The sequence below is a fragment of the Thermovenabulum sp. genome (assembly GCF_049701175.1).
Classification (GTDB): Bacteria; Bacillota; Thermosediminibacteria; order Thermosediminibacterales; family Thermosediminibacteraceae; genus Thermovenabulum.
Genome location: NZ_JBNATW010000035.1, coordinates 1 through 22,047 on the forward strand (window position 1 = coordinate 1; position 22,047 = coordinate 22,047).

Genomic DNA, 22,047 nt, shown 5'->3' on the forward strand with positions numbered 1-22,047 from the left:
TATCATCACCTAATTAAAATTATACTCTTTTGCATAACTATCTTCAACTGTTGTATCCTCCTTGTTTTTTGCTATTAAAGCTGCATAATTTTCACTTATGATACGGCTCTTTTTTGATAATCTTAATCCACCTGTAAATCTGTTCCAACAAAATAAGCCTCACCAGCTGATGAGGAAAAGTAAAATCAGAGAAGGAGAGAATAAGGTCGGCACTTTTTTTGACTTCATCGGAAAGCCCGAGAGACCCGCCTATTATAAAGGAAAAATCGGAAATTCCTGAAAGCATAAGTTTTTCTATTTTTTCCGCCATGGATTCCGACGTGAATCTTTCCCCTTCTATTGAAAGGACTACTTTAAAGCTTTGAGGCTTTAATATTTTTAAAATCCTTTCTCCTTCTTTTTTTAAAATTGCTTCTCTTTCTCCATGGGTAACTTCCGCTGGAGCAATTTCCTCCATTACCTCAATGATATTTAATCTGCAATAAGGAATTAGCCTTTTTTCATACTCCTTTATCCCATCTTTTAAAAATTTTTCCTTTACCTTGCCTACCGCAACTATATTTATATTCAATTTCCATCCCCCGCGACAATTTTTCTTATGTCTGCTTTTGCATCGTATAAAGCCGCGCTGTTACCCATTTGCGTTATATTTTCTTCAATAATAAGATTGACATTGCCTCCGCTTTGGCTTTCCCAACCCGATTCTACCATTAAAATATCCCTTCTCATGTTTTCTTCAAAAAAAGCGCGGGCAAATATTCTCCCCTTTTCGTTGAATATTTCTACCTTCTCGCCTTCACATATGCCTTTTTTTGACGCTTCTTCGGGGTGTATGAAGACTTTTGGGTAGGGGTTTAATTTCTCAATGGTTTCGGCGTGCTGAAATTGAGTATGTATTCTGAATCTTGAGTGCATGGAAATAAGGTGATAGGGATAATCTTTGTTTTCAGCATACGGGCTTATATAAACAGGTGTAGGCGAAAGCCCATCCTTTTCTGCCTTCAAAGAATAAAATTCATATTTTCCACTTGGTGTTCTAAATTTTCCATCCTTCCAAGCTATTTTAGGCGCCAAAGGATTTCTTATGAATCCTTTTTCTTTTAAATCTTTAAGGCTAACTCCTATGCTTTGAAGGGGTTTTACCGCCCATTCTAAAAGATTATCTTTTGTTAAACCTTCAAAGGGTTTTAATCCTAACCTTTTTGCAAGTTCAAGGAAAATTTCTTCATCTGAGCGCACATCGTAAAGGGGTTCTACTATTTTAGGGCAGTAGTAAATATAAGGACTCCATGAATTAAACTTTACGTTTTCTTCTTCAAAGAAGGTGGTGCAGGGGAGGACAATATCCGCCTCTTTTGCCGTATCGGTCATGAAAAGTTCTATGACAACTACCGTGTCAATGCTGTTTAACGCTTTTTTAATAAGGGCAGTATTAGGGGTATTGGCAACCACATTCGCCCTATTTATTACCGCAAGTTTTACGGGAGGGTTGTCAGCATTCAATATATCCCTTGCAAGGGCTGTTTTGTTAAAATATCTCTTATACTTTACTTCCTTTTCAAATAGAATATGGGAAAACTTGTCCCAGAAAATATCACTGCCGTAGGAAACTCCTGCACCGCTTTTCCCTATGTTGCCGGTTAAAGCTGCGAGGGCATCTATTGCCCTTATAGTATTTCCTCCACCCCTGTACCTCTGCAGGCCAAATCCCAATAATGTAGTAACCGGTTTATTTTCAGCATAAAGGTTCGCAAGTTTTACTATTTGCTCCTTTGAAACACCGCATATATTCTCAACTTTCTGTAAGGAATAATCTTTTAAAATTTCTTTAAACTCTTCAAAACCGTGACAGAATTTATCCACATAGTCAAAATCCCAAATCCCCTTTTCTACGATATAGCTTGCAGCTCCTAATGCTAAAGCCGCATCAGTGCCGGGTTTTGGCCTAATTACTAAACTTGCCATTTTTTCAAGACCGGTATTGAAAGGATTTATTACAGCCAATTTTGAGCCTTTTTCAACTGCCTTTTTTACAAAATAATATGCATTGGGCTGGGTAGAAAGTATATTTCTTCCCCATAAAACTATGGTCGCAGCATTTTCGATTTCCGTTAGATCATTGTCCAAAAGCCCCCCAAAGTCGTAGTTTTGTGCGGCTATGCCCGCTCCCCAGCAAAGCGACCCTGATGTTACGGTAACACCACCCAATGCGTTAAAAAAACCCCTATCTATATTTTTGGTAAGAGCTTCCGATCCTCCCGAAGATTCATGAAGAATGGAAAGATTCCCATAGTCTTTTATCACCTTCTGTATTTTTTCGCATATTACATCTAAGGCGTAATCCCAAGAGGCCTCTTTAAAATCTCCATTCTTTTTGATGAAAGGCTTTTTTAACCTCTTTTCATTGTATACAATTTCTGGGTAACTTCTTGCTTTAATGCACGTAAAACCTTGCGTCCATGGGTGTTCGCCATCGCCTTCAACCTTAAAGAGTTTTCCTTCGTCATCTACATAGGCTATTAAGCTACAGCATCCAAGGCAGTCCCTTGGACAGCCTGTTTTAAAAATTTTCATTTTATTCTCCTCTCCCCATTTTTTAACTCAAATCGTCCTCTTTTTACTACTCCTTCCCGATTATTACCTCTGTAGTGATTTTGTCATTCCCCCTCATAAGGACGATTTTCACCTTCTGTCCGGGTTCTAAGGTATACAACACTTTCCTCATTTGGGAAACCTTAGTCAGCTTTTCTCCATTTATATTTAATACTATATCTCCCTGCCTTATTCCTGCTTTTTGGGCGGGGCTGTCTTTATGGACCTTTACGATGTAAATACCCCCATCTACAGGAACATCTATATTAAAAAGCCTTGCCATTTCTCTATCAATACATTCAACACCAATGTAGGGCTTTTCAAACCCGCCTTTTTCAATTATTTTATTTATGATTGGTTTTGCAATGTTTATAGGGATAGCAAAACCTATGGCTTCCGCTTCTGTGGCCTTAACAGTATTTATCCCGATAACTTCCCCTTTTCCGTTAAGCAAAGGGCCTCCGCTATTTCCCGGGTTTATAGAGGCATCGGTTTGAATGAGATCCTGTATAAGAGTCATGCTTTTTTGTGTTCCAACAGCTATCGTCCTGTTTAAGGCACTTATAATCCCTGCTGTCACTGTCCTTTGAAGGGTAAGTCCTAAGGGGTTTCCTATTGCAATGGCCCTGTCCCCCACTACCACCTTGTCAGAATCTCCGAGTCTTGCCGCTGTCAGATTGTCTGCATCAATTTTAATAACCGCCAAGTCCAGTTCCCCGTCCTCATAAATTTTTTTTGCCTTGAATTTTCTTCCATCGTAAAGGTAAACCATTATCCTATTAGAGCCTTCTACCACATGAGCATTTGTCAGAATATACCCGTTTTTATCAACGATAATCCCTGACCCTATGGATTGACTCTCGACCCTTCTGAAAAAGAAGTCATAATCTATATAAATAGTAACAACTCCCACCACTGCAGGGGTAATTTCTCTTGCTATATCAGGAATGGGGGCTTCTTTTACGGTAAAAGTCTGTGTTTTTTCTGGTGGCTCTACAGGCTTTTGCCTTTCTCCATAAATTATCTTTGTTGTTACGAAAGTGGCGGAAAGCGCCCCTATCAAGGCACTTATGAGTACGACTGCAATAAAGGCCCTAATATTTTTTATCATTCTTTTTGCCCCTCCCTTAAAATATTAGTCTCTTTTTTCCTTAATTTCTATCAGTTCGTAATCCTTGTTCCCTAAACCGAGTTCAAAGGCTGCATCAATTTGTATCTGGGCATCTTTGCCTGTGACTTTTCTTAAAATATTTTCTCCTTTTTTGATATTTTTATCCGAAGCCTTTGATTGTGGGAGGGGTTCCGAGTTGTTTATAATATCAAGGGAGGCTTGTTCAACAGCGACTATGTCAAAGGAAACCAGCACACCCTGATCCTGGACGATAGGTGTATCCGCCATAGGCATGCAGTCGCACTCTGGCTGTACTTCGGTAATAAAATTTATGTATAATATCCTGCCTTTTTCAAAAGTAGAAATTACCGCATAGGCTGCTTCTGCAAGGCCCTTTTGAAATGTAAAATCATCTATCGGCACCTCTAATGCTTTTTCTTTGCAAACCCTCGCACACCTTGCACATTTTGCGCACAGAGATTTCTCTATAATTAGTTCGTCCCCCTCAAATCTCAACGCCTTGTGGGGGCATACATTAACACAGCTTAAGCACTTTATACATTTTTCCTTTAACCAATGCAAATGCTTGCCTTCGTAAAAGTGTATCCTGCCCCTTTCTGCCCTTCCGCAGTGGTCTTTGCAGCTTATTCCCCCCATTCCGAGATTTTTTATCGCACCGCCATAACCTGATCCTATATGACCTTTGCAGTGGGAAACCACTATCATAGCAGGAGCGTAGTATATTGCAGAGGCAACCCCCACATCTTTTAGGATGGAGCCGGATTTTACCCTTATTTGGTCCTTCCCGAAAATGCCGTCGGCAAGAATTACGGGAGCCCCTACGGAAAGGTGGTTTATACCTTCCATGTTGGCAACTTCTAAGTATTCAAGTCCAGGTATCCTCACAGTATCCGTAACAAAAGGCAATCCCCCTACATTTTTGACCCTTTCAACTATTTTTCTTAAAAACAGTGGCCTTACTATCCTGTGGGCTCCGTAAGAGCCAAAATGGGTTTTTATAGCCACATAATCATCTTTTTTTATAAAGGAGCTGAAATCTATACGATTTAAAATTTCCTCAAATTTTGCCACAAAACTGTATTTATAGTCGTACTCTTTTGCGCGTGCATCGGCGAAATAGACAATGCTCTTCAAAAAATTTCCCTCCCATTTAATACAAAATTTTATTTCCCGGGAAATATTTCTTCATCATTTTCCAAAAAAGGAACAATTGTCGAAGCATGGGGAACAATATAGGACTTAAAGTCAGGCTTAAAGTTGTCTTTTAAATAATTGATAGCATTATTTAAATCCTTAATGGGTATCAATCCCATTTCCCTGACCAAATTCTCATCCATAGAAGAAACCAGCAATATTTTTGTTTTTTCCAATCCCAAAGTCAAGATATATCCTACTGCCCTTGCTATAGTAAATTCCTCTCTAAGGACCCGTTCCCTTTCCTTTCGCGTTCTGTAGCGAGTAATGATTTCATAAAATCCTTCATGGCCAATGCCGTCAGGGCATTCTGCTGTTAGAACAATATAGCCACCATCTCTTACAGCTTTCAACCAATTTTCTATGGCTTTTGTGGCCTGGTAAAAATCTATATCCTTAGGAAACCCTCCGCAAGAAAGTATCAAAGCATCTGCCTTAGCGGGCAATGAAACACTGAAAAATGAAGTTGCAAAGCTGCATCCCTCTAAAAAAGCCTCTTTGTAATCACCGCAGACCACTTTTAAAAGGTTACCTCTGTCATCCAATATTACGTTTACAAGAAAATCGGGTTTTATTTTATCGCAAATCTCATCCATGTCCTCTGCAATGGGATTATCTTTCAGCCTCCCATGACCCACATTGGGATTGATACCACCTTTTTCCTCATCGGAATTCAACATGAGCTTGTGGTTCATCTGTATAGTCTTATAGCCCGAAACGCCAGGGCATATGCTTTTTCGTCCCCCGCTAAAACCGGCCATAAAGTGATAACTTATTGCCCCCGTTAAAATGATAAAATCAGCATTAAAAACTCTTTTATTGATATACACTTCGGTTCCTCGTTTTGTCTTGCCTATATATACAAGGTCTTCTTCATCTTTAGCATCGTGATCTATTATATCGACCTTTCCGTATGCCCTTCCAAACAACATCTTAAGCTCTTTTTCTTCATGCTTTCTATGGGTTCCCGTAGCTGTTATTACAGTAATGTCTTCGTCGGGTATGCCTATTTGGTTTAATTCATCAATTATTAAAGGTACCACCACATCATTTTTTGCAACCCTCGTTATATCGCTGGCTATAATCACTACCCTCATGCCCTTTTTTAGCATTTCCCTCATTGGTTTGGAATTGATAGGATTTGACAGGGCTTTTTTTATCTCTTCCTCTTCATCCAAAGCGGCACTGAAATTTCCTCCATCAATTATTCTTAAAACGTTTTCCTCTCCTATTGTAAATTCCATCATACCTCTGCCGTAAGGCAGGCTTAAGGCCCTGCTTCCCATAAAAACTCCCCTTTTTTTAATTTTTTTTATTTTATATTTTTCTACTATTATATTAAAAATTTACCAAAACGCAAAATAAAAAAGCACCTTTTGGTGCTTAAAAATTAATTTTTATTCCGCTTCCCCTGTATAACCGTTTATGTAAAAGGTTTCTCCATCTTCCAGCTCTATCCTCCAAACCGGAGGGATCTGCCACTTTTCCGCATTAACAGGTTTTGCATAATATCCCTGCTTTATACTGCTTACCGCTATAGGATTGTCCTGCCCTTTCAATTCAGCAACCTTGAGCAAAGCCACCACGGGGAGAATCACTTCCCTTTTTTTACCCTTGAAACCTTCTATTTCTAACCAGTTTTTTTCAAGGATAATTTTACCGCTCTCTAAAATCCTCACCTTAATAAAGCTGTTAAAAATCGGAAAATTTTTGTATTCTTGAATATACACTACATCATATTCCTCATTTAAATCATCAAAAACCGCCTTAAAAAAACATGCATTAGAAGGCATTCCTATTTTATCTAATATAAATTTTTCTGCAGTCCTTTTGGCCTTGTCCAAATCAATATTTTTAAAATCGCGGCTGATTTCCTGATTATAATCTTCTATTATTATCTTTTCTACAGGCATGACTTCAAGCCAGAAAGTTTCTATCCCCTTTGTAGGAAATTTTTCCTTTACAGTTATCCCCTTTTCTTTTAGAAACTTTAAAACCTCTTGTGATGTATTCAAACTGGTAATTTTTTTATTATACACATCTCTAAGGTAAAGATTAGCCACCATAAAAACGTTTAACAAAAAAAATGATGCTATCAAAATGGTTACTGCTTTTTTCCAATCCATCAAAAATCATCTCCGACTGGTTTTAAGGTTATTTCCGCTGCTTCTGCTGCATCTACGTAAAATTCTCCTTTATCGCTTTTTAAGACCCAAATAGGGATATATGAATTATCCTTTTCCGCATAGCCTAGGTATAAATCGTCTATTTCTTTGATTTTTCCTAAGCTCACCACTGTGTCAATTGCCTTTATAGGGGAAATAGGGGTTAATCTTTCTTCAATTTTTTCACCCTCAGTAAACCACCTATAATAGTAGGTCACTTGATTATCCTCAACAGTAACCACAATATAATCCTTTGCCTTAATTAAAGGAAGACCATTCAGTCTTTCCCTTAGCACAAAGGTAATGGCCTGGTTGTTTATCTTAAAAGAATGAAGATAAGCACTTTTTGGAAATCCACCATGTGTTGCTATAAAATTAACAGCTGTCGTAAGGGCTTCCTGAAAATTGATTTTCGACTTTTGCTCTTTAAAAAGGGGTCTTGTATATTCTATAATACCCCGAGGAAATATTCTAAGGCCCCTCGTGCCATCGGTAAAAATGACAGCTCCATCTTTTTCCTCTATCCTTCTTGCTATGGTAAAATCAGGAAAAAACTTGGGAGCAATGTTTTGATAACTATTTTTGACATCTTTTACCCTGTATACGGGAAGTTCCTGATTTTCGAGAGAAATATAAATATCTTTTGCAACTTTTATATAAAGGTTGGTCTTTGGAAGAAGGGTATATAAAGGTGCCCTGCTGTCCTTCATTTTTTTTAAAAGTGCAATAAATTCGGCATAGTCCTTTGTATTTGCAATTTTAAAAAATTCCCCTGACTCACCCTTTAAAAAAACTGAAAGTCCATCCTCTTCCGAAATTACCACTGAAGAAATTCTCTGTTCTTCTTTTATAGATGCCGAATCAGATTTAATATTCAATAAACTCTTTACAGAAGAATAAGGAAGAGGAACATCAAATACGAATTCCATTCCTCTTTTTTGTGTCATAGCATCATAATTAGAGGTAGAAACTGCCGGGTTTAAGGGACTGCTTTTTTCTAAAAGGCCTTTTAAATATCCCCAGGCTTCGTCAAGAAATGGGCTTGCAGGATTCAACACCGTATGTACATTTTGTCCAAAGTTCACTATAATTTTCCCCGGCTTTAAAAATTCTTCTATGTTCACAGGTTTATTTTCGATAAGCTCGAAGCTTTTTTTAACGGGACCGTAGGAGATTTGGGACCAGGTCATATAAGAAAGAAAAAGGCTGGTGCATACAAGAAGAAGGAGAACAATAAAATTAAACCCGTCTTTCTTCACATAAGCACCGCCTTTTACTTCAGTATTAATATTGCTTTTATCAATTGCAGGATATTGGCACTCATTTGTTCTTCATTAATTAGAAGAACTTTTTTGGAAAAGGTTTTTGTAACTCCTGAAGGAAAGGTAACTTTAAAGACGATTTTGTTTATCCCTTCTTCGAGCTCAAGCTGTGTAGCAAAAATTCCCGATGCACCAACCGATATAACTTCTTTCTTTTCTCCATTTAAATAAATCACAACAACTGAGTCGGGTTCAGTTTGCCCTGATATAGGCAGAATTTTTTCTGAAGTTGAATCTTCAGTAGGTTTAAAGATGATAAAATTCTCCTCCGCCAACGCAGTGGTGGTAAACAGAAGTAATAGAATGAACAGGCTTAGGGCTAAAATCATCCCGAATCTCTTCATAAAATAACACCCTTTTATATATATTTCTGTTTTTAGTTTAATCCTTTTTTATTACATTTATATTACACAAAAGTTAATTTTAAATTACACAATTGCGGGGATCTTCACGATTACCTCTGTACCCTTCCCCACTTCACTTTTTATTTCAATTTCACCTTCATGGGCCTTAACAATTTCCTTTGCTATGGAAAGCCCAAGGCCTGTACCTCCGAATTCCCTGCTCCTTGTCTTATCCACCCTATAAAACCTCTCAAAAATACGAGGCAAATCCTCTTTTGGTATGCCTATGCCGGTGTCTTTAACTGAAGTAAAGACGTAATTATCTTCGTCCCATAGCCTTACCGTAATACTTCCTCCACTCGGCGTATATTTTATGGCATTTGAAAGGATATTTTGAAATACCTGCTCCATTTTATCCGAATCGGCAAAGCAAAGAGGCGCATCTTCCTTTATTTCCCAAAAGAGTTTTACGCCTTTTTTATCCGCATTTACCCTCATCTTCGAAACAGCCGAGCTCAAAACATAGGCTAAATTTATGGCACTTTTGTTAAAGCGCACCTCTTTATTATCAAGTCTTGAAAGTTCTAACAGATCGTTTACAATACGGGTCATCCTGTCAGCCTCTTCATTAATGACATTCAAAAATTGCCATGAAACCTGGTCATCCTTTAAGGCTCCGTCAAGTAGTGTTTCTGTATAACTTTTTATTGTTGTCAAAGGTGTCCTCAGCTCATGTGAAACATTGGCCACAAATTCCCTGCGCATTTCTTCCAGTTTTTGTTCTTTAGTTATATCGTGAAGGATGAGAATAAAACCTGCGCTCTTATCCTCTCTTTTCATTGGAGCTATTATAACCTTTAGTATAGAGTTGTTTATTTTTACCATTAAATCCTTTTGTGCTTCCATTTCATTTTTTAAATTTAGCTTAAGGTCTTCTCTTAATCTTTGACCTAAGGTTTCATAAGAATTTTCCTCTTCTATCTCAAGCAACCTAAAGGCGGCAGGATTAACATAAATTACTTCTCCATCCTTGTCAAGGGCTATAACTCCATCTGCCATATTTTTGAAGATAGCTTCCATCTTGTTTTTTTCTTCAGATATCTGCTCTAAGGTTTCTTTCAATCTCCCTGCAAGGAAATTAAACATCTCCGTGAGCTTCCCGATTTCGTCCTTAGACTTTACCTCAATTTTCTGGTCAAAATTGCCTTCTGCTAAGAGTGCAGCTTTATTGGTAACTTCCTGAATGGGGCCAGTAATCGTTTTTGAAAGGGAATAACCCAAAAACCCTGTAATAAGTAGGGCTATTAGCGTAGCAGTAAAAAGGATGGTCTTAATTTCATTTAAAGTGTCGTAAATACTTTCCATTGGAGAAATTAGGTATACAATTCCTAATACGCGGTTGTTATCCTTTATTGGATAAGCTAAATATTCGTACCTTGTCCCTTTAGTTGAATCCATTCTAATTTCTTCTCCTACCTGGCCAAAGGACGCTTTTACCAATTCAGGTTGAAGTACCTTTTTACCCCTCGGGTATAATTCCTCATTAGTTGAAGCAATTACAGTAGATTTATCATCAAGAACCAGCATGCATTCTACAGTAGGAGAAATTTGTTTTATATAATCTTTCACAATCACTTGAATCTCTTCTATTTTTTTTTCTTCCCTTAAATACCTCGAAAGAAGGTTAGAAATTATCTGTGCCTGTCCGTTTAGGTAAGTCGAAAAGTTTTTTATATGGTACTTCTCCAAAGATTGCAAAAGATAAACCCCTACAAACTCCATAGCGAGGAGTATTAAGAGGATATATATAATTACCAGTTTCGTTTGAATGCTTTTAAGCAAACGGGATCCCCCATTTTTATTTTGCAAAATAATAACCTATGCCCCTTTTTGTTATTATGTATTTGGGATCAGAGGGGTCATCCTCTATTTTCTCTCTCAAACGCCTTATGGTTACATCAACCGTCCTCACGTCCCCGTAGTATTCGTAACCCCATACCTCTTCCAGCAGTTTTTCTCTTGTAAAGACAACCCCCGGCTGCGTAGCCAAAAACTTTAAAAGTTCAAATTCTCTAAAGGTAAGCTCAACAGTTTCTCCCTTTTTTCTTACTTGAAAGCTGGTAAGATCTATTTCTAAATCCCGAGTTCTTATAACCTTTTGGGAATTTGATTCACTGTTTAAATTTATCCTTCTTAGGTTTGCTTTAACCCTTGCAAGAAGTTCTCTCATGCTGAAAGGCTTTGTGACGTAATCATCAGCCCCCAATTCTAAACCCAACACCTTATCCACTTCTTCACCTTTTGCAGTCAGCATAATTATGGGGCAAGAAATTTTTTCCCTAATTATTTTGCAAACGGTAAAGCCATCCTTTTTAGGAAGCATTATGTCGAGTAAGATAAGATCTGGTTTTTCAGCAAAAGCCATTTCTACAGCTTCATCCCCGTCAAAAGCCGCAACAACCTCGTATCCTTCTTTAGTCAAGTTATATTTTAATATATCAACGATGGGCTTTTCGTCATCTACTACCAAAATCTTGTTTTTCAATACCACCACCTCTTTAAAAATATATTCGCCACTCAAACCGATTTCCCTTCCAATCTTTATTTCTTATTAAGCATTAGGATATACCGAAAACTTCTTTCATTGTATAAAAACCGTTTTTCTTTGAAAGCAAATATTCTGCAGCCTGTACTGCTCCATCGGCAAAACATTGGAAGTTGGTAGCATGATGGGTAATTTCCAACCTTTCGCCTAATAAATTAAAAATTATTTTATGGGTGCTGGGCACGTCTCCTCCTCTGATGGAGTGAATATTTACATTTTTATCTGGAAGTGCTTTTTTCAAAACCTCCCTCATTTCAAGGGAAGTCCCACTGGGTGCATCCTTTTTGAAGCGTTCGTGCATCTCTATTATATCAATGTCAGCGTAATTCCCAACATTTTGGGCAAGATACTCCAATACTTTATAAACGTGATTTATCAAAAGTGAAGTATTCCCCGCAAAAACTATGGGTATCTCTTGGGAAGCTTTTATAAACTCCTCCTTTTCTTCTCTTTTAAAACCTGTGGTTCCGCACACTAAAGCCTTTTTATGCGATACAGCGTGTTTTAGTACCTCTAAGGAAACTGCAGGAAAGGTAAAATCTATAATAGAGTTGCATTGTTCTATCACACTTTCTATGTCATCCGTCACCTTCACATTTATCTCTTTGCCCAACCCGCATAAGAGCCCCACATCCTTCCCAACATAGTCTGCTCCTTTCGGCGCAACCGCCCCTACTATTTGAGCATTTTTCCTCTCGTAAAGGGATTTAACTATAAGCCTTCCCATCTTTCCTCTCGGTCCTATTACAACAGCTTTAAGCATTTTATTCCTCCTCTTTTTTTTTAAACACTTTCCAAAATAAAAGCAGGGATTTTCCCTGCCTACTCTCTTCTTATTTGTTAAGATATGTTATCGGATTTTTGGGCACACCGTTTACCCTTACTTCAAAATGAAGATGGGGACCTGTGGTTCTTCCGGTGCTTCCCACTCTTCCTACAATACTACCCTTTTCTACCTTTTGACCTTCCGAAACAAGGATGGAGCTCAAATGGGCATAATAGGTCTGAATTCCTCCGCCGTGGTCTATTATAACAAGGTTACCATATGCACCGTTTCTGCCGCTAAAAACCACTACCCCGCTGTTTGAAGCCCTAACGGGAGTACCATAAGATGAACCTATGTCAATGCCCTCATGGTAGTCACGACCTCTTTTGCCAAAGGGAGAAGTAATATTCCCCGTCAGCGGCCATAGAAATCTTCCACTTCCACGGAAGGCGACCTGATTTTTTGTGCCTCTAACAACAACCCTTGTTACAGGCTGCTTTATTATCTTTTCTCCTAAAATCTGTTCATCTATCTTTACACCGTTTTTAAAGGTAACTTGAGAAGCTAATTCCTTTAAACCTTCTTTACCTTCCGTTTTGACCTTCTGATCCCATCTCCACATGGAATCATCTTTTTCTACTATCGTATCGTAAGGTATAGCCTTTTGATATGTTATTTTCTTAACAACGGTAAAGTTCAATAAAGGTTTCCTTTCTTCTAAGTAAATTATATCTCCGGGCGAAAGGCGGTCTGCAGATTTAAGGTGGGGGTTTGCATCAATAAGCTTTTCTATCGAAAGGTTGTTTTTCTTTGCAATCGCCCAAAGGGTATCTCCCTGGGCAACTTTATATTCTTTTAATTCAGGGGTTCCATTGATCAAAAGTTGTTTTAATTCCTTTTCGCCCAATATACTCTTTACATCTACCGCCTTCTCTTCTAATTTAACTGCATCCAAGGATTCTATTTTTATCAAATCACCAGGTGCTGAATCTATGTAATATCGCTTTACATCCTCAAGAACCTTCTGTGCTGTTTCTTTATTTTTTGCAAAGGCAACATCTTTACCGTTTATATTAATTGCTACAGCCTTTGCTTTTATACTTGCGTTTTTTTCTATCTTTAAAGCCAATTCCTCTTCATTCAAAAATTGGATATTTTCCCTTCTCAGAGGTAAGAAATTAAAATCACCTTCGATGATGATATCGCTGCCGTACTTTTCTTTGTATTTATCGGTGAGTTTTTGCTTTGCCTTTTCTAAAACTCCTTTATCTTTTACACCACCTAATTCTTTCCCATTACACGTAACTATGTAAGAACCACTTTTAAGCAATGCCAATAAAACAAACATCAAAATTATAAAGGGTGCTATAAAAAAAATTGGTTTTTTGCCTTTCCACCCGGAAGGGAGCCCTAACCTCATCCCCCCACTCCTTTCTCAAAAATGTAACAAAAATTTAATGTAATTGTAATATTTAATTCTACATATATCATATTTTTCCTTCTAAATCAAATTTTTTATTTTACATCCGAAAGGACTGAGTAAAGGCCTAAAAACATGATGATTATTCCTATTATTGAATTAAGTGAAGGGATCTCCTTCAACAAAATTATTCCTAAAATTATACCTCCGGTGACTTCTTGAGTAGAAATAAGGTTTGCATAAGTAGGATGTATATAGCGTATGCCTGCATTGTAAAGGGTGTGCCCCAAGGTAGTTGGAAGTAATCCGAGGAGTATCAAAGGTAGCCACTGGTTGAAATTCATTGGTAATATAAAATTTTTTGCTGAAAGGATAAATAAAAAAATAGCCGAAATAAAGTAAACCCAAAATACGTATTTTAAAAGAGGATAGCTGTCCCTTTCCCTTCTTCCCGCTAAAGAATAAAGAGCAAGACAAAGGGCGGATAGAAGGGCAAAAACATCTCCCAATATCATCTTTTTTGTAAGTAGCGGTTCAAATCCCGCAAGCACTATGATTCCTAAAATCACCACAAATATACCAATGTATTTCTTTTTTGGAATTTTTTCTTTTAATATAATTCCCGAAAGCAGGGTAATCATAATGGGTGCTGTGTAAACAAGGCTAAGGGAGTGAGCAATTGTCGTGTACATCACCGATTTGATATAAAAAAGGAAGTGGAGCGCCGTAATAATGCCGTAAGCTGTAAATTTCAATACATCATCCTTTGCAAGTTTTAAATTTGTTTTGTATATTTTTGCAGTGATAAAAATAAAAAGGGACCCAAGAAACATCCTGAAAAATGCAATTTCCTGAGAAGGGATATCGTGAACCATACGGGTAAATATAGGGCTTGTGCTGAAAAAAACCGTGCCTAAAATTGCAAGTAAAAGCCCTTTTTTGCTTTCTTTATTCAGAAGGATACCCCCTTTTTAAAAATTCAATATTTTTAAGCAGCCTGTTTTAATTCCCCCTCTTCCTTCAACATTTGATAAATTAAGCCCCTAAAATCAGTCCCCGATGTACCGTTTACTGCTTTAATAAAATCCTCTGTCGTGGCATTTTTTAGTTGGTTTTGTTTGTAGTAATTTTTTAAAACATTTATAAATTTTTGTTTGCTTATCCTCTTTTCAAGCTCTTTAAGCATTATAGCGCCTTTTTTATAAACCGCAGCATCGTATTCCTTCCAATCTATAAATTCATTCAAAGGACGAAGGATAGGACCGGTCTTTCTTGATAATTCGTAGAATTTGTAGGGATTTAAAATAAAGTTTTCGTAAATTTCCGTACCCTGCCTTTTCCCATAGTATTTTTCAAAATAGTTCACAGTGGAGTATTCAGCCAATGCTTCGTCAAGCCAAGGCTCATTTACCTCATCATTTCCCACAATCCCGTACCACCATTGATGGGCGGTTTCGTGGACAACCACATATTCTAATAAAAGATTGTCTTTATTTTTATAAAGATTCCTGTCAATTAATACCAGATTGGGATACTCCATACCTCCCATATAAAAATCTGCAGCTACAACGGAATATGTATCGTAAATATAAGGCCCAAAGATTTCGCTAAAATATTTTATGGCCTTTTTGCCGATTTCTAATGCTTTTGCTCCGCTTTCTCTGTCATCTTTAAAATAATAGGAAATAACCTCAGTTTCCCCTACATTTCCTTTTAACATCTCAAATTCCCTGCTTAAAATAAAGGCAAAATCACGCACAGGGCCACTCTCGATAACCCATTTTGTCCTGTGATTCTCCTCTTTTTTTTCAATTATTCTGCCTGTAGAGGCTATTTTGTAATCCGGCGGTGCATAAAGGATAAACTTATAAAAGGCTATATCGCTGTAAAAGGGGTCGCCAATTTTGTAGTAAGGGTCCTTGTGCCAACCTTTTTCATCATAAACGCAAAGTATGGGGTACCAATTCCCGAAATTATACGTCCTCTTGTAATATCCAAAACGCCCCGGGCTTTTTGGGAGCAATACTTCGAATTCTATAGAAAGCTTAATCTCATCACCAGGCTTTAACTCTCTTTTTAAGCTCACATTTAAAAGTGTACCTTCTACTTTAAAAATAAGGGGGGTATTGTCTTCAGCAACCTTTTTAATTGTTATTCCACCTTTTGAAAAACCCTCAGGATACGCAAGACTCATTTCATCAGCAGTAAAAGGAGCTGTTTCTTCTGCACTAAAGGCATTGGGATAAACGTGGAAAAAAAGCTCCTTTAATGGATCCTTTTCGTTATTCTTATAATACACTATTTCTTTCCCAGAAAAAACCCTTTTTTCAGGAAAAAATTCGCCTTCTAATTCGTACCTCGTGGCATCTTTTATAAAAGGCAATGGTTTTTGTTTTAAGTGTTTCGAAAAATAAAACCCATATAAAGATAAAACAGCAAAGGATAAAAATAAAAGTACTGCAACAAAAAAGCAAAACCTTCTTTTCATCAAAACCTCTCCTATCAAAATATTAAAAATTTATCGTACTTAATTATATTCCCCATATATTGCCTTATTCCTTTAAAATTTCGTATATAAATACAAAAACCTTTCGGTATTTTCTACCGAAAGGTTGTGTTGCGCCCTGCTCTGCCCGGGTAAGCACCATCTTCCTTGCTCCCCAGCACACCATCGTACAATGCTTGAACAAAACTTTCCGAAACCGAGACTTGGTAAAGGACCTTTTCAATGCCTTCAACCAATTCTTTTGCCCATTTTGAAGCATTTTCAGTAGGTGAAATTGAAGAACTACCAAAAAATCTGAAAGCCGATTGTACAGCTCTTAAGGTATCTACTCTTGAGGCAGCGGAAATGGGCCCTCCTGAATACGCCTCATCAGCAGAAGCAATGGTTATAGCATCCACACCGAGGGAAGAAGCAAGTGAAGCGTGAAGAGCAGTGCTTAAAGATGATTGAACCCTATCTTCAGTTTGTGTAAGGAATCCAATTGGAGCACCACACCAAATGGGGGCATCTATGATCTCCCTTAATGCCATTATCTTTGCTGCATTGAAATCTACATAGTTATTTTCCATCCTTCCGTTTATCATTACCTCGGGAGAATAGCAGAACAAGGGTTGAAGAATGGGTTTTGCACCCAGCCTTATCCCGAGCATCACTGTTATAAGCATGCCTGCAAAAGCTTTATACGCAGGTACTCCGCAGAGTTCCTCATTGGTTACAACGTCAAAGGGCATGTTAAATCTTGCCGCATACTTTATTGCTGCTACCGCATCAACCGTCAATCTTTCGGGATCGGTACCCCCTCCTAAGGAACCGTAAGCAATATTTATTTTTGTGAGGTCGGCACCGAGTTTGCCAGCCAAAAGTACGGTTTCGGGTGTATTTAATCCTCTATGCGCCCTTACCTGCCAAAGGGTGTACGGCAAAAGAGAGTCCTTTATCTTTCTTAAATTTTCATAAGTAATAACAGAACCATCTTCCTCGTGAGTAATATAACCTTCGTAAAACCCTTCTGCCCTGGCTCCCCATGAAGGGTCGAAATGCACTACACCGTCTGCTCCCCACCCTTCACAAACTTTTATATGGGCTATGTCCATAAAGGGGCAGCCGGTACCGTACTGAGTAAATACCACCGGATTGCCTTTTACATGCTGCAGCTTTGCAATATCTATGTTTTCATTGGTTCTCTTAACGTATTCATCCAATGATATTATTTCTTCTTTCGTTAAAAACCGGGTTTTACTTTTTATACTGCCCTTTTCATAAAAGGCCTTTATTAATTCATCACAGTAAGCTGCATATTCTTTGCGCAGAATATTTTTCTTTGTTTCATCTTCCTCGTCAAGGATTTTTTCCCTTATTTCAGCCCTTTTAACACCAGGAGAAGATAAGTCCTTTACATAATCTAAAATTCCATCCGTAATTTTTAAAAGCAGGTTTTCTATGGCTTTGTTTTTGAATGTATATTTATACCCCTTTGTGATATCGACTTTTTCCTTCTCCTTAGTATAGTTTATAGGTACGTATTCCCTTCCTTCTACGAAGGCAATAGCTTCCTCTACTGTAGTACCCGGGCCAAATCCCGCATCAAAGCCGAGTTCGGCTGCAATCTCAGGTTTTATAGCCATTCCGCCGATTCCTATTTTTACCCTATCTCTAATACCTGCAGCCTCAGCTAAATCTATAAATCGTGCAAGTATCTCCGCTACTCCGTAACCCAGCGTCCTGCTTATCAATACAACATCCACATCGTTTTCAATTATTGCCTTTATAACTTCCTCTTGAGTAAGGTCAGGGGGAAGGAGAATAGTTTCATGCCCTGCATTCTCCAACCCCCTTTTAATCACTTTAAGACCAATATCATGGACGGGGTCAAGCGGAGCAAGAAGGACTTTCCTTTTTACTCCAGCCATAATATATAACCCCTTTTAAAAATTTAATCGAGATATCCGCTGTATTTTGCAACAATCTCCATTAACTTTACTAAAGCCCTTACAGCATATCTTGCATTATCTTTGATTAATTGACCATTTTCATCTGTGGTTCCAAGACCTGGCGAAATGAAAATGTTCGCATCATAAGCTACAGTAGGTATTACACCCATTTGAGAAACACCGCTTTGGAATATATTTGTACCTGCATACATATCTTCTATTGAGAAAATAGGAAGACCAAATTCGTCTTTCGTCCAAGTATTTTCGTAGTTTACTTCAACTGCCCTGCTGTTATACGACTTTGTTATAATCAGTCCCTTTTTGATCTTGGGATGGATTTGTTCGAATTCTTCTACTACAACTTCATACAGATCATCCACTGGCTTTGTTAGTTCCTCTGGATTATCTCTTAGTTCTTTTAATGCAGCAATCATGCCGAGCAGTGCTTCCTTACCCGGATCGTTGGTTACATAGGCTGCTTTCCCGTAAGAGGCTGTCGTACCGTACCTATCGCCGTGGTATCCTAATGCCCTTCTTATTTGAACCATCACATCTTCTTTACCAATTATTAAACCTGCTGTGGTTGATTCACTGGCTTTATCCATGCTGTAAATCACCACATCTGCACCGCTCTTTCTTATATCGTGTCCTATGAAGGGCACACCCCAAGCGTTGTCTATTACATAAGGCACATCGTATTCATGAGCTATTTCTGCGAGCCTCTTTTGAAGCACAGGCGTGCCGTCAGCGTCTTTTACTCCATAACCGTATCCGGGGGTATCATATCCTAAGGAAGTTATACCCGAAAGCATTGTTGCATGTCTTTCTGCAACTACCTTTATTTTCTTTGCAGAGGCTTCAGGATCTACTTTGGTTAATAATATTACAGGATGATATTTTATTCCATGAACGGAATAATCGGCTCCTATAAGCGGTACGATGTATTCGCTTAAGTTGTTCTGCCTTTTGCCGTAAAAACCAAGCTCCCCTGCTGTGCAGCCCCTATCAGCAAATATATCCTTGAATTTTGGCGGGAAAGGCCTCCCATATCCGCCGTGATGGTGCAGGTGTTTTTCATAAGGTATAATGTACCTTGCTAAATAGTTATCTCCTCTTCCCTGCATGGGCGGTGTGAAAAGCACATCAAATGTAACCCAAAGTCCTGCTTCACAGGTGTTTATAGGTGCTGCATCATACTCATCACCATAGACGTCTTTTATTAACGCTCTTATTTCATCTACAAGTTTTGCAAGGGGTATTACCTCTGTGCTTCCTTTGTCTAAGGCTTCTCTGACCTTTTTTGTAAGAGGCGATGGGCAACCCGAAATTGCACCAGTTAGTCCAAATTTTCCACGCAGTTCCGCTGGAATTCCTATTTCATCTGCAGCTTTTCTTGCTTCGGCATAAATATTCGGGATATTCATTTGAAGATAACGGTACATTTCAAACTTCTTTTTAAATTTAGGCATATTAAATCCTCCTTTAAAATTTTTTTATATTTTTTCTTAAAAAAAGTTTTTTATCCTATTTCCACTTCCATATCAAGTTCTATTAATCTATCCTTCCCCGATATAAGTTCATCCCCCTTTACTACAATATTGTAATGGTTAGGAGAATGAGTCTCATCAAATCCTGCAATAACTCCTACTTTTTTACCTCCAATTTTGACAGGATCCTGAAAGACAACAACAGAACCTTCAGTCACTTCAAAAAAACCTAAATATGCAATTTTGTTTACCTTATCGCCAGGTTTTGCTTCTTCAGTAGTTAGTATTAATTCATGAATTTCGTTTTTTAACAAACACCTTGAAGGTTGAACAATGAGATTTAATCCCCTTTCTTCATAAACTCCATCTAACACTACTTTGATGACCCCTTTTACAGGCCTTTTTTTGGCATATGGGTTCTTTTTAAACATCCCTTCTTTATAAGGATCTTTCATTATTTGTCCTCCTCATCAATGATGAGTCTTTCTATTATATTGTATTCTCTATAAAATTAAAAATTCCTGCTTAGAAATAGTTTTTCTAAAAAAAAAAGAGGCTTTTAGCCTCTCTCTTAATATTTATCCCTTTTAATATTTAATATCCCAATATTTTTTTCTTTTTATTAATATACTCTTGTTCTTCAATTTCCCCTTTGGCATACCTTTCGTTTAAAATTTCCAAAGCTTTTCCCGAAATATTTCTGGTATAGGTCTTGTTAATTAATAGTTTTGCCACATAAATTGCTGCAAAAAGTACTATTAAGCCTACAACCACCTTTATACCCACCATTATATACCAGTAAGGGAATAAATCAAAACCGCCTCTTCCTATGAAATTAGGACCATACCCAAAAAATCCGCATCCGTATCCTCTCCACATGAGAAATCCCTCCTTATAAGCCTAATAATTTTTTCCTTTTTTCGTACTCTTCGTCGGTTATCTCGCCTTTTGCATATTTTTCATTTAATACAGCAAGAGCGCCATTTTTTTCCGACTTATCGAATAGTCCTTTTGAATTTAATAAAAAGAAACCGATCAATAAGAACAGCAAAATACACATCATAAAAGGCTGTACCTCCTTTGTTTAACTATATACACTTTAACATTTATTTTTAATAATTATGTGAGTTTTTCTCCTTTATTTGTGATTTTTTTGTGAATTTTTAAGGCACCAAAATGGCACCAAAAAAAAGGTCCTGGCATCGATACTGAACGCCAGAACCCTTATTTTCTTTGGAGCGGAAAACGGGATTCGAACCCGCGACCCTCGGCTTGGGAAGCTGGGGATATATAAAAGACGAATAGGGCCCTGCAAATTCGAAGTCCTCAGTTCCTACTTAGGAGGTTTATGTAGAAAATGTGGGGCCTTATCTTTTTTTAACTTTACTTTCATCAATTTCATATTCTGATGAGTTAAAACACCAATGTCTATAAGGATGTAACCACCTGTCTTAATAACCTCTTTTACATCCCGTTGAAAACCTACTAAATAAGACACATTTCAATTCAATTCTATCAGAAAAGAGGCTACACTCTTATTCCCAAAAATTTTAGTTTGCGATTGAACAACGCTACTCTTTTGATTAACTTACAATGTTTTCGTCTATATATTTGAAATCAATATTAAATGGCAAATATTCTTTTATAAATTCCTTGTCTCTTTTCTTATAGTCCATTATAGAAAATCCAATTACCTCCCCAGTTTTTCTATCGTAATAAGTATATATGCCGTAATAATTTTCTTCAGCAAACGACGGAGAGACCCTCTCAATAAAAACGTCTAATATGTCATATTCTTTATTATAGATATATTTTAATGAGTCAGTTGGTACTCTTGTTTTGTTTTCTATCATATATAATTCCCCCCGTCGTCCTCATTTCCTTCATCTTGGTTAGCAAATAAGTTGTTACAACTTTTCCCTCATTCTCAGTTTCAAATTCAACTATTGTTTTCAATAAGAAAAAATGTTCATTTCCCGGCACAACATCCCAATAATCTTGTCTACGTGAATCAATTACAAGTTCCTTACTACCATCATATGCTGGTTTGAGATTTTGAGTTATATAAATAGGATCTTCTATATTTTTTTTAATTGTCTCCTCTGTAATGATATCTTCTCCATGCTTTGCTCTTATATGCGATAACCATGTATCCCTCTTTAATAATACTTTTCTACCTAATGGATCAGTTGTTGTAAATACGATTGGCTCCGCTTTCCTCTCCATGATTATCTTACCCTTTTTGTTTGATTTTATACATTACTTGAATTATCTTTACCTACAAAGTCAACATTAATAACTCCAAAGTTTTTTTCATAATTATCAACTACCTCACTTAAGACTTTTAAAAACATTTTTGCATGCTGAGGGCTCATTATAACTTCAAAGTCAAAATCATCTTCACCAAGAGGAACATTTCTTTTCTTCTTAATACCCAATTTAAACTCAAAATCAAAAGCTCCCGCTTCTACTTGAACAACATTGCAATAATATATTGGAATCCTCTTGACTTCTTCCATTGTTTTATTCTCCTCGTATAATATGTTTTAGAAATTATCACAGAACCTTTTTTAGGTTCTTGAT

22 protein-coding genes are annotated in these 22,047 nt (G+C 37.4%); all 22 read right to left on the reverse strand.

The genetic code is table 11. The features are described from left to right. Positions 1 to 91: 91 nt before the first annotated feature. The gene (rlmH, locus tag ACPLVF_RS10475) at positions 92 to 571 is read right to left on the reverse strand and encodes a 23S rRNA (pseudouridine(1915)-N(3))-methyltransferase RlmH (protein WP_424907779.1); all 480 of its coding nucleotides are present in this window, start codon (positions 569 to 571) and stop codon (positions 92 to 94) included. Further along, positions 568 to 2,574 carry a molybdopterin-containing oxidoreductase family protein gene (locus ACPLVF_RS10480; RefSeq protein ID WP_424907780.1) on the reverse strand — a complete coding sequence of 669 codons (2,007 nt, stop codon included), beginning with the start codon at positions 2,572 to 2,574 and terminating at the stop codon, positions 568 to 570. Before ACPLVF_RS10480 ends, rlmH begins: the two co-directional genes overlap by 4 nt. Before the next feature lie 46 nt (positions 2,575 to 2,620). Further along, positions 2,621 to 3,703, reverse strand: a complete 1,083-nt coding sequence (locus ACPLVF_RS10485; protein WP_424907781.1) for a S1C family serine protease — start codon at positions 3,701 to 3,703, stop codon at positions 2,621 to 2,623. 24 nt (positions 3,704 to 3,727) lie between these two features. Beyond that, positions 3,728 to 4,858 (reverse strand): DUF362 domain-containing protein, encoded by a 1,131-nt coding sequence (locus ACPLVF_RS10490; RefSeq protein WP_424907782.1) that lies wholly within the window; start codon positions 4,856 to 4,858, stop codon positions 3,728 to 3,730. Between the two features lie 29 nt (positions 4,859 to 4,887). Continuing rightward, complete coding sequence (larA, locus tag ACPLVF_RS10495) at positions 4,888 to 6,204, reverse strand: nickel-dependent lactate racemase (RefSeq protein WP_424907783.1); 1,317 nt, start codon at positions 6,202 to 6,204, stop codon at positions 4,888 to 4,890. Between the two features lie 111 nt (positions 6,205 to 6,315). Continuing rightward, entirely contained in the window at positions 6,316 to 7,044 is a 729-nt protein-coding gene (yycI, locus tag ACPLVF_RS10500) for a two-component system regulatory protein YycI (RefSeq protein WP_424907784.1), read from the reverse strand. Beyond that, entirely contained in the window at positions 7,044 to 8,342 is a 1,299-nt protein-coding gene (gene yycH / locus ACPLVF_RS10505) for a two-component system activity regulator YycH (RefSeq protein ID WP_424907785.1), read from the reverse strand. The genes yycI and yycH overlap by 1 nt, the downstream gene beginning before the upstream one ends. 14 nt (positions 8,343 to 8,356) lie before the next feature. Further along, positions 8,357 to 8,749, reverse strand: coding sequence for a hypothetical protein (locus tag ACPLVF_RS10510; protein WP_424907786.1), 393 nt, complete (start codon positions 8,747 to 8,749; stop codon positions 8,357 to 8,359). An 84-nt stretch (positions 8,750 to 8,833) separates the two neighbouring features. Continuing rightward, positions 8,834 to 10,591, reverse strand: coding sequence for a two-component system histidine kinase PnpS (gene pnpS / locus ACPLVF_RS10515; protein ID WP_424907787.1), 1,758 nt, complete (start codon positions 10,589 to 10,591; stop codon positions 8,834 to 8,836). A 16-nt stretch (positions 10,592 to 10,607) separates the two neighbouring features. Next, the gene (gene yycF / locus ACPLVF_RS10520; RefSeq protein ID WP_424907788.1) at positions 10,608 to 11,294 is read right to left on the reverse strand and encodes a response regulator YycF; all 687 of its coding nucleotides are present in this window, start codon (positions 11,292 to 11,294) and stop codon (positions 10,608 to 10,610) included. 73 nt (positions 11,295 to 11,367) lie between these two features. After that, positions 11,368 to 12,117: a 4-hydroxy-tetrahydrodipicolinate reductase gene (gene dapB, locus ACPLVF_RS10525; protein WP_424907789.1), complete on the reverse strand. Its 750-nt coding sequence runs from the start codon at positions 12,115 to 12,117 to the stop codon at positions 11,368 to 11,370. Positions 12,118 to 12,187: 70 nt separating this feature from the next. After that, a complete protein-coding gene (locus tag ACPLVF_RS10530; protein WP_424907790.1) occupies positions 12,188 to 13,540 on the reverse strand; it encodes a peptidoglycan DD-metalloendopeptidase family protein in 1,353 nt (450 codons plus the stop codon). Positions 13,541 to 13,635: 95 nt separating this feature from the next. Continuing rightward, positions 13,636 to 14,502 (reverse strand): DMT family transporter, encoded by an 867-nt coding sequence (locus tag ACPLVF_RS10535; RefSeq protein ID WP_424907800.1) that lies wholly within the window; start codon positions 14,500 to 14,502, stop codon positions 13,636 to 13,638. A gap of 26 nt (positions 14,503 to 14,528) precedes the next feature. Beyond that, positions 14,529 to 16,028: a M1 family metallopeptidase gene (locus tag ACPLVF_RS10540; protein WP_424907791.1), complete on the reverse strand. Its 1,500-nt coding sequence runs from the start codon at positions 16,026 to 16,028 to the stop codon at positions 14,529 to 14,531. 113 nt (positions 16,029 to 16,141) lie between these two features. Next, entirely contained in the window at positions 16,142 to 17,956 is a 1,815-nt protein-coding gene (locus ACPLVF_RS10545) for a cobalamin B12-binding domain-containing protein (RefSeq protein WP_424907792.1), read from the reverse strand. Positions 17,957 to 17,979: 23 nt separating this feature from the next. Further along, positions 17,980 to 19,446, reverse strand: a complete 1,467-nt coding sequence (locus ACPLVF_RS10550) for a hypothetical protein (protein ID WP_424907793.1) — start codon at positions 19,444 to 19,446, stop codon at positions 17,980 to 17,982. 50 nt (positions 19,447 to 19,496) lie between these two features. Beyond that, a complete protein-coding gene (locus ACPLVF_RS10555) occupies positions 19,497 to 19,919 on the reverse strand; it encodes a DUF6917 domain-containing protein (RefSeq protein WP_424907794.1) in 423 nt (140 codons plus the stop codon). A gap of 139 nt (positions 19,920 to 20,058) precedes the next feature. Next, positions 20,059 to 20,343 carry an SHOCT domain-containing protein gene (locus ACPLVF_RS10560; RefSeq protein WP_424907795.1) on the reverse strand — a complete coding sequence of 95 codons (285 nt, stop codon included), beginning with the start codon at positions 20,341 to 20,343 and terminating at the stop codon, positions 20,059 to 20,061. 13 nt (positions 20,344 to 20,356) lie between these two features. Beyond that, positions 20,357 to 20,527 carry an SHOCT domain-containing protein gene (locus ACPLVF_RS10565; protein WP_424907796.1) on the reverse strand — a complete coding sequence of 57 codons (171 nt, stop codon included), beginning with the start codon at positions 20,525 to 20,527 and terminating at the stop codon, positions 20,357 to 20,359. 520 nt (positions 20,528 to 21,047) lie between these two features. Continuing rightward, entirely contained in the window at positions 21,048 to 21,317 is a 270-nt protein-coding gene (locus ACPLVF_RS10570; protein ID WP_424907797.1) for a hypothetical protein, read from the reverse strand. Further along, a complete protein-coding gene (locus tag ACPLVF_RS10575; protein ID WP_424907798.1) occupies positions 21,286 to 21,690 on the reverse strand; it encodes a hypothetical protein in 405 nt (134 codons plus the stop codon). The genes ACPLVF_RS10570 and ACPLVF_RS10575 overlap by 32 nt, the downstream gene beginning before the upstream one ends. Before the next feature lie 26 nt (positions 21,691 to 21,716). Further along, positions 21,717 to 21,983 (reverse strand): DUF3467 domain-containing protein, encoded by a 267-nt coding sequence (locus tag ACPLVF_RS10580; protein ID WP_424907799.1) that lies wholly within the window; start codon positions 21,981 to 21,983, stop codon positions 21,717 to 21,719. Positions 21,984 to 22,047: the final 64 nt, after the last annotated feature.